The organism is Paenibacillus sp. Dod16, from assembly GCF_049893405.1.
In the GTDB taxonomy this organism is placed as follows: Bacteria; Bacillota; Bacilli; order Paenibacillales; family Paenibacillaceae; genus Paenibacillus_AQ.
Genome location: NZ_JBNDYG010000119.1, coordinates 1 through 1,443 on the forward strand (window position 1 = coordinate 1; position 1,443 = coordinate 1,443).

The window sequence follows — 1,443 nt, forward strand, 5'->3', positions numbered from 1 at the left end:
TGAGCATTTTGCATAATTCGAAAATTGACGTAAAGACAACAGGATCCAATAAGGATCAAGCTTATATGGTGGCTCCATTCTAAAAATGGACAGACCTGCAGAATTTTGCCGTTTCTATTTTTTAAACTGCTATTTTGTTCTTTTTACCTGTTACAGAAAGCGCAGAGACGAGCAGTACAATAGCGTTGAGATACTGGTGAGTTGTGACTTTCTGAATCCCCCAGACATGCAAGCTGTCTGCGGTAAGGTGGGTTTTCATTCTGGAGTTGCATCGTTCCACACTGGTACGTTCATTGTAAAGTTCCTTCCAACGCTTGGTATCTCGATGCGGACTGCTGTACCGTCTCAGGTCGTCTTTCACATCTACCTTCACCACCATACCGTAGTTGGAAGAGGAACAAGCGGTCATACCTAGTGGACAATCGACTTTACCGGTGGCGTGAGGGCAGCGAAATTTCAAAACATCGTCGTCAGCACCCCAATACGTCATCGCAAACCCCATGGAGCAGCAAGGCGTTCCGTTCGTTGACATTCCAGCAGGAGGTTCCTTCTCTCCCCGAGGATTGAGTGGTACAATAGCTTGCGCCTTCACGTTCCGGGCAGCTTCGTAAACCTTCATTTGGTCGTAGCCGGCATCGAGCATAAAGAATTTCACGTCGGTTTCGGCAGTTACGGTTTTAATCAAGCCTGGAGCCATCTCCCCATCATTGACATGCGCTGGCGTGACTTCGAGAGCGAGCGGAAGTTCACTTTGCGTATCCACAGCCAGGTGGAGCTTGTAACCGAACCAAGTGACCTTGTTGCCAAAGGAGTCGAACTTCGCTCCCCAGTTGGCATTGCCCGTTTGCTCGCTCTTTCTCTTGGGCTTCTTTTCTTCGTAAGCATGGATCGCAGCGCTGTCGATCGCGACGTGGCTGCCGTCGATGACGCCTTCTTGTCTACAGCGTTTTACCAAATCATCGAACAACTGTTTAGCCAAGTTTTTCTTCGTCAGATCAGCAAAGACTCGGCTTAATGTAGCGATGGATGGAGCTTCACGATCGAGCGAAAGTCCACATTGATAGCGAAATCGAAGATCAGTTTCCAGTCGATGATGTAAGCCGGTAAAGGTCTGAATATGCTCAAGAGGAGCAGCTAAAAGGGCACGCAAAATGCCTTCTCGACAGTGGCCACCAGCCCCTCGGGGTGAACGACTTCGCAGTTCTTTCGCGTAAGGACGAAGATCCAAGGCACTAAAAAAGATAGGCAACCGATCTTTCGAATGAATTTGTATCAGGTCTTCAAAGGAAAACAGACTTTCTTGGAGAATATACAAGGTGACTTCCTCCATTCTTGAGGTTTTTGGTTTGGTCACCGAAAAACTTCGCCAAGTTGGGGTGAAGTCCCTTTTTTATGTGTGGAAATCCTTGTGTATCAAGGACTCAGATTAATGCAAAATGCTCA

Annotated in this window: 1 protein-coding gene; it reads right to left on the reverse strand. The window is 47.5% G+C overall.

Translation table 11 applies throughout. The features are described 5' to 3' along the window. Positions 1–121: 121 nt before the first annotated feature. Positions 122–1,315, reverse strand: coding sequence for a transposase (locus ACPV3A_RS37640; RefSeq protein ID WP_006207339.1), 1,194 nt, complete (start codon positions 1,313–1,315; stop codon positions 122–124). Positions 1,316–1,443 lie beyond the last annotated feature (128 nt).